Origin of the sequence: Paracoccus sp. JM45 (genome assembly GCF_003590715.1) — a bacterium.
Classification (GTDB): domain Bacteria; phylum Pseudomonadota; class Alphaproteobacteria; order Rhodobacterales; family Rhodobacteraceae; genus Paracoccus.
In genome coordinates this window covers 145,990-152,966 of sequence record NZ_QQVY01000006.1, presented here as the reverse complement: position 1 = coordinate 152,966, position 6,977 = coordinate 145,990, and the positions used below count along the sequence as shown (strand labels likewise).

The following is a 6,977-nucleotide window of genomic DNA, read 5'->3' as shown; positions in this document are numbered from 1 at the left end:
ACACACGATCCGTCACCACAAAGCGCTGCTCGTTCATCCCAACCTCCGTTTGGGAGATTTGAATCAGAAATCAAAACCTATGGGAAGTATGATTGTCCACGGGCCCTAGCATTCAAGGCCAACTGTGATTGCGGCGATCTGCATGCACGCCAAACGATGACTTCATAAACTAAGCCTTGCAAAGTCGAAATGTAGGTAAAATCCGACACCCACACTTGGTTGAGTATTGAGCTACTCCCCGATCCTTGGACAGTTTTCCGGCTGATTTAAGCTACTGCCTGCGCCTGCTGATCGGTTTCGATGGTGTTGAAGTAGACCACGGCGGGCGGCTCCCGCCATGGGCGGTGTGGGGTCGCCGATGATTATAGAATGCAATCCACTGGCCAATGGCAGCCTTAGCCTGCGACCCCGTTTCCCAAGCGTGCAGGTAGACGCATTCATACTTGAGGGACCGCCAGAGGCGCTCGATGAAGACATTGTCGATGCATCGGCCTTTGCCGTCCATGGAGATCCGGGTGCCAGCCCGCTTCAGCCTGTCTGTTCAGGCAAAGGACGTGAACTGTGAACCCTGGTCCGTATCATGATGCCGGGCGCGCCGAAGTGGTGAATGGCCTCATTCAACGCCTCGACGCAGAAGTCAGCCTCCAGCGTGTTCGAGATGCGCCAAGCCAGCACCTTTCGGGTGACCCAGTCCATAATCGCCACGAGGTAAAGGAAACCGCGCCGCATCGGCAGGTAGGTGATGTCGGCACACCAGACCCTGGCCGGGGCGATCGACCTGCAGCCCGCCCAGCAGATAGGGATAGGTCTTGTGCCCCTTCCTCGGCTTGCTGGTGTTAGGCTTCTGGTAGATCGGCATCAAGCGCATGAGCCGCATAAGGCGCCGGATGCGCTTCTGGTTCACGCCGTGCCCCGCGTTCTGCAGGTGCCAGGTCATCTGCCGGACCCCGTAAAAGGGGGTGTCGAGGAACTGCTTATCGATGAGCTGCATCAAGTCGAGGTTCTGCCCCGTCTCTCCGACCGGATCACGATAGAGGGACGAGCGCAAGATCGACAGCAGGCGGCACTGCGCCCCGATCGACAACGCCGGATGGCCCCGCTCAATCATCCCTCGCCTCACTTGCCGGTCCACGGCTTGAGCTTTCGTGACAAAAAATCGTTGGCGACAGCCAGTTCTCCGATCTTGGCATGCAGTGACCGGACCGTCTCCTCATCCACCTCCGCAACAGGCTTTCTGCCGCCGCGCTCAAAGATATCCGCCGTACCGTCGATCAGCGCCTTTTTCCACTGATGGATCATCGTCGGATGCACGCCGTATTCGGCGGCCAGCTCCGACACAGTGCGCTCGCCCTTCAATGCTTCCAGCGCAACGCGCGCCTTAAAGCCCGCGTCATGGTTTCTGCGTTTCCGCATTTCTGATCTCCTCGTTCTTGGAAACCAGCAAACGTCAGATCGTAGCTTCCGTCACTGTCCGATTTTCGGGGAGTAGCTCAGATTGTAGCGCGGAACCGTCTGTTCATCAGATCCAATAGGCACGGCAGGGGTTTGTCCGCCAAGTTGTCTTGAACTTATTGTGGCTACAGACACCGCCGGTCTTCATACCGTGCATAAGTTGCTCGATTAGACCTATCGCATTTTTATGACACGCCAATTGCCTCTTTAAGCTACGTGGCGTTCTAAAGCGATCTGGCTTTTTAGCAAAATGCGGAGTGTCGGCATCACGGATTATAAAAGCTGTTGATGTATTCGAAGATTGCCATCTTCGCCTCTCACCGTGTTCCCCATGAATGCCACCACATCAGTTCTGCTGTGATCGTTTTAAAGAATGTTTCGATAGTCGCATTGTTTTGGCAATTACCTTTACCACGCATCAAGGCTTTGAGCCCATGTCGAGGCAGGATTATCTGATAGTCGTGCGAACAGTATCTGCTGCCGCTCATATATTGGATCGAGCCTTTGGGCCGCGATCGGAATGTAATGTTCAGCAGCCTGATCGCCAATCCACCCCGCATCCGATTTGAGACCGCCCAGCTTATGACCCGACGAAAGTGCGTGTCCAGGATCATGGCCAAATACAGCCGACCCTTACGGGTGCAAACATATGTTCAAGTCATTCTGCAACGACCGGTTTTGGCGCTTCGAGAGGCCGGACCGGCACCAGTCTAGGCCGGCAAAAAACGCCTCGAACTGCGTTCGGTTGAAGGTCATTGCCCCGCACCGAAAGGCAGGTAAGGTGAAGCTGTCAGCCTCGAGGCGCTTGTAGGCCATGACCAGCCCGCGACTATTCCAGAACAGGATCTTCAGCCTATCGGCGCGCTTCGCACGGAACACGAGGACCGTGCCGGTGAAGGGGTTCTTTGCCAGCATCGTCTGCGCAAGCGCTGCCAATCCATCATGCCCCTTTCGGAAGTTAGCCGGCTTTGTCGCCACCAGGATCCGCATGCCCTGCGACGGCATCAGTACGACGCAGCCCCGAGGGCCCGGGCGATCTCGGCCAGTAGAACACCATGCCGTGCGGCGGCCATTTCACGGCGTTGGAACAGCCAGAGTTGTTGGCCCATGAAATCCGTACGTTCTTTCGTCCACTGCGCAGTACGTGACCTGGGCAAATGTAGATCAGCCTAAGGCGTAAAAGGTCTTTTCCAATCAAGGCCGATGGTTTTTATGGCCCTAAGCGGCCCTGACGCAATTATCCTTCTCGCCTGTTAGTACCGATAGTGAACAGACGGGCAGCAGCTCTGCGACTTGTGGGATTGGAAGTTTAGTCAACAAGGTCGTAAATCCCACCGTATTATCGCGCCCTATCCATGGCCCGACATCGCCCATCACAATTACTTTGATACCAAGGTGGCACCATATCCATTCCCCCTTTAGCCTAAATCTCTGTTATAACGCTCTGCATAGGAAGGTTTTTGTCGTATTGTCGGTGCGATACTGAACCCTCTGTCTGTGGCTTGGACAGCCGCTTTGTTCATGGGCGTGAATGGCTGTTCGACACGGCCAAATAACTAAAACGGAGCATTGAATGCGTTATACCACCGTCCTTTCGGTCCTAACTGTGGGCTTGACTATGACGTCGTTACCTGCCCGCGCACAGACGGCTGAACAACAGGCCCGTTTTGACCAGCTTTCACAGCTTTATGCTGATGCCGGTGTCATCGGCGACCCCGACATGGTCGATTGTACCCTCTCAGGCGGTGAAGAAACCCTGTGCATCCAGATCACGACGGGACCTGCGCCGACAAACCATGTGACCGGACCCTATTGCCCACGTACGATCAATGATCCCGCAGAAGAGTCCGGAACGTGGTTCTTTAATGATAAGGTCGTTGCTGCGGACGGTGCCTTCATCAAGAATCTGGCGGTGCTGTTTCAGGATGATGAATGGCAGATGTATGATGCCGATACCGGCAAGGTTATCCTTGTTGATGGCAATCTTGGCTGTGACGTCGCCGGTGATCCTGACAGTGCAAGTGAATACACCAATTATTGTGTCGAATGTGCGGTTAGCAATCTAAGCGAAGACACTTCGGAAACCTATGTGATACCGCTGGTGCCCGTGGCGGCTCAGGATGGGCAGGCTGCCCGTATCGGGCCATCGCCGGGTGTGGGATTGGCGTTCAATGGTGTGAAACTGGATGCCCCTGCCCCGCTTGACCTGATCGAGGGCAATCACACGCTTGGACTGATGGACAGCTGTGTCGGACATGTCAATCCGCATACCGGCTATCATTATCATGGGTTGGTCGGCTGCGAGCCGCAGGTTGCGGCGCCGGTCGAAATGCATACCGCTTTGGTTGCTGTTGCGATGGATGGTTATGACATCTATGCCGCGCTAGGCAATACGGATCGTGCCGGACTGGACATGTGTAATGGCCATTCCGAAGATGGCCTGGGCTATCACTATCATTCGGATGCTGCCGGTTCGAACCAGTTCATCGGCTGTTTCACCGCACAATACGGTTGCACCTCGGGTGATCCGACCGCCAGCTGCGATGCCTCGGCTGACGCGCGCCGTGGTCCTCCGCCTGCGCCGGAATAAACCGTCTCAGGTCGGTCCCAGCTTCAGGTCCGCGATCCGTTCGGGTTGATCAAGCACAAGTGGCGCAACCGGTGTTCCGTCGCTTTGCACCACATGCGCGGCAAATGCATTGATATGGGGCGGAATAAAGCTGTCCTTCTGACCATCGGACAGAAAAATGTGCTTGGCGTTGTCTGTTGTTATGTTGATGGCATTCGGATCATCCAGTGTTCCACCAAAGATGCCGACGGCACCCTCGAAACGCTGGAAGGTCAGGAAAATTTTGGTCCCGCACGTGTCACAGAAATGGACGCGGACCTCTTGTCCGCTGCCTTCCGAAATATGCGTATATACCTTCGGAACCCCCGCAGTGACGGCAAAATCATCTACGTTGAAAACAGGTTGGATCATATAGGCGCCACCCGTTGCCTTTTGGCAGAACTTGCAATGACACATCGTGATTTTCGATGGCGGACAAGCAACATCGTACCGAAGCTTGCCGCATAGGCAGCCTCCTTGTGCAAAGGACATGGCTTTTACTCCTCTATGGTCGGACAGGGGTCTTTCGCCGGTCTATCTGACGTCGATTGCCTGCCGTTGACCATAGTGGATGTTCCGGCTGCACACGGTCCGTGGCCGCCCTTCCCGCAAAGCAATTACGAAATTTCCGAAAAAACTGTCATGCGCCTGTAACGAATGCCGTCGCGGCTGCGTATCGGTCTTCATAAGCCAAGCCAACATCGGGGCATGACAAAAGCCCTTGCAACATAGAACGGAGACCACGCCATGAAAACCATCATCCTGACCGCCCTGACCGCCCTTTCGCTGACTGCAGGTATTGCCGGTGCCGCCACCAGCAAGGGGAACGAACGTCCCGACGCCTTTACCGCAGCTGTGGCCGAACAGACGACACAGGTCCGCGCGGATAGCGTTTTGACCACGGTCGAGCTGAGCCGCGCCAATATCGATGCAGACACGATTGTCACCATCACCGCTTTCCCGACCGATACGCGCGTCGCAAAAAACAATCAGGACCGCTGATCTTTCCAGAACCTAGCTTCCATGATGACGGGCAGTCCCATAGAGGGCTGCCCGTTTTCATTTGCACCTTTCTGTCCGGCAATCATTGGTATCTGCCGCCCCTGTCGCAAATCCCATAAACACAATTGCTAGGTTACAGGCAGGAGTGCAGCGGCCCCACGGCATCCCGTTCGGGAAAAGACGACTTGACCCGCACCTAATATATCTATATTTCATGATTTATAGATATATAACTGCCACGCGACCTGCCCTACGAACCAATGCGCCCCAGCTTGTTAGGAGATGACGATGACCAAGGATGTCTATAATGTCCTTTTTCTGTGCACCGGAAACTCTGCCCGCTCGATCATGGCAGAGGCTATTATGAACAGCGAAGGCAAAGGCAGGTTCAAAGCCTATTCCGCAGGGTCAAAGCCACAAGGTGCACCCCATCCCTATACGCTGGACCTGTTGCAGCGATTGAAGCATGACACCAGCGGCGCGCGTTCCAAAAGCTGGGATGAATTTGCCGGTCCCGATGCCCCCCATATGGATTTCGTTTTTACGGTCTGTGACGATGCCGCTGCCGAAGAATGTCCCTTGTGGCCCGAACAGCCGATGACCGCCCATTGGGGTGTGCCCGATCCTGTGCGGGTCGAAGGAAACGAGGCCGTCAAGCGATTGGCCTTTTCCGAGGCATACCGGATTTTGCGCAGTCGCATCCTGATCTTTACCAACCTTCCGATTGGATCGCTTGACCGGATGGGGCTACAACGGCGTCTGGATGACATTGGCAAGACGGCCGGTGATCCGACAGATATTGAACATTCAGAAGGCGCGATATGACTGACAGATCATCCTCGGCAGCGGCTGGATTGGGACGCTTTGAACGCTGGCTTTCCGTCTGGGTTGCATTGGCGATCGGCACGGGCATCCTGATTGGCAACGTTTTGCCACAGGTCTCCGGCGCACTTGCCGCGCTCGAGGTTGCCTCGGTCAATCTGCCGGTCGCCGTGCTGATCTGGGCGATGGTCTATCCGATGATGGTTGGCGTCGACTTCGGCGCTTTGCGTCAGGTCGGCGACAAACCGAAGGGGCTGGTTGTTACGCTGGTTGTGAACTGGCTGGTCAAGCCCTTCACCATGGCGGCGCTGGGCGTGTTATTCTTTAACCATGTTTTCGCGGGACTGATACCGGCGGATGATGCGCAGGCCTATCTTGCGGGTGTTATTTTGCTGGGTGCCGCCCCCTGCACTGCCATGGTGTTTGTATGGTCGAACCTGACGCGCGGTGATGCGACCTATACGCTGGTGCAGGTCAGTGTGAATGATGTGGTCATGGTGTTTGCCTTTGCGCCGATTGTCGCCTTCCTGCTGGGCGCGACGAATATCGTCGTGCCGTGGGATACCTTGCTGTTGTCTGTCGGCCTTTACGTCATGCTGCCTTTATTCGTCGGCTATCTGACGCGCCGCAGTCTGATCGCCAAAGGTGGCGAGGCCGCTGTGGACCGCTTCAAATCGAGCGTGCAGCCGTTTTCGATCATCGGGCTGCTGGTCACCGTCGTTCTGCTGTTCGCGTTTCAGGGTCAGGTGATCCTTGACCGTCCCTTGATCATTGCATTGATCGCGGTGCCCTTGTTGCTGCAATCCTATGGAATTTTCTTTCTGGCCTATGGGGCGGCACGGGTCTGGGGTATTCCTTTCAATGTTGCGGCACCTTGTGCGCTGATCGGAACCTCGAACTTCTTCGAACTGGCGGTTGCAGTTGCGATCAGCTTGTTCGGACTTGGATCAGGTGCCGCGCTGGCCACGGTTGTCGGTGTCCTGGTCGAGGTTCCGGTCATGCTGTCGCTTGTCGCCTTCGCAAACAGAACGCAGCACTGGTTTCCCAAAGGGGCGTAACCCGCGCCAGACTGCCCCCTACATAATATGACGAA

6 protein-coding genes and 2 pseudogenes are annotated in these 6,977 nt (G+C 55.7%); 4 read left to right on the top strand and 4 right to left on the bottom strand.

Features of this window, described 5'->3' with window-relative positions:
- Positions 1–271: 271 nt before the first annotated feature.
- From DWB67_RS10735 to tnpB, 3 genes and pseudogenes are all read right to left on the bottom strand, one after another.
- Positions 272–1,413 (bottom strand): annotated as a pseudogene (locus tag DWB67_RS10735) (IS3 family transposase).
- A 305-nt stretch (positions 1,414–1,718) separates the two neighbouring features.
- Positions 1,719–2,105, bottom strand: a pseudogene (locus DWB67_RS18330) (DDE-type integrase/transposase/recombinase); the annotation flags it as partial.
- Complete coding sequence (gene tnpB / locus DWB67_RS10725) at positions 2,086–2,442, bottom strand: IS66 family insertion sequence element accessory protein TnpB (protein ID WP_182911552.1); 357 nt, start codon at positions 2,440–2,442, stop codon at positions 2,086–2,088. The pseudogene DWB67_RS18330 and the gene tnpB, both read right to left, overlap by 20 nt.
- Positions 2,443–3,025: 583 nt before the next feature.
- Between tnpB and DWB67_RS10720 the strand changes: the two genes are divergently transcribed.
- Positions 3,026–4,042, top strand: coding sequence for a YHYH protein (locus tag DWB67_RS10720; RefSeq protein WP_119807538.1), 1,017 nt, complete (start codon positions 3,026–3,028; stop codon positions 4,040–4,042).
- A gap of 6 nt (positions 4,043–4,048) precedes the next feature.
- On the opposite strand, the gene DWB67_RS10715 is transcribed toward DWB67_RS10720, so the two are convergent.
- Positions 4,049–4,477: a GFA family protein gene (locus DWB67_RS10715; RefSeq protein WP_220475113.1), complete on the bottom strand. Its 429-nt coding sequence runs from the start codon at positions 4,475–4,477 to the stop codon at positions 4,049–4,051.
- A gap of 330 nt (positions 4,478–4,807) precedes the next feature.
- Between DWB67_RS10715 and DWB67_RS10710 the strand changes: the two genes are divergently transcribed.
- The 3 genes from DWB67_RS10710 (at position 4,808) to arsB (ending at position 6,942) form a co-directional block, all read left to right on the top strand.
- A complete protein-coding gene (locus DWB67_RS10710) occupies positions 4,808–5,062 on the top strand; it encodes a hypothetical protein (protein ID WP_119807536.1) in 255 nt (84 codons plus the stop codon).
- Positions 5,063–5,344: 282 nt separating this feature from the next.
- A complete protein-coding gene (locus DWB67_RS10705; RefSeq protein ID WP_255418637.1) occupies positions 5,345–5,887 on the top strand; it encodes an arsenate reductase ArsC in 543 nt (180 codons plus the stop codon).
- On the top strand, positions 5,884–6,942 hold the full coding sequence (gene arsB, locus DWB67_RS10700; RefSeq protein WP_119807534.1) for an ACR3 family arsenite efflux transporter: 1,059 nt from the start codon (positions 5,884–5,886) through the stop codon (positions 6,940–6,942). Before DWB67_RS10705 ends, arsB begins: the two co-directional genes overlap by 4 nt.
- Positions 6,943–6,977 lie beyond the last annotated feature (35 nt).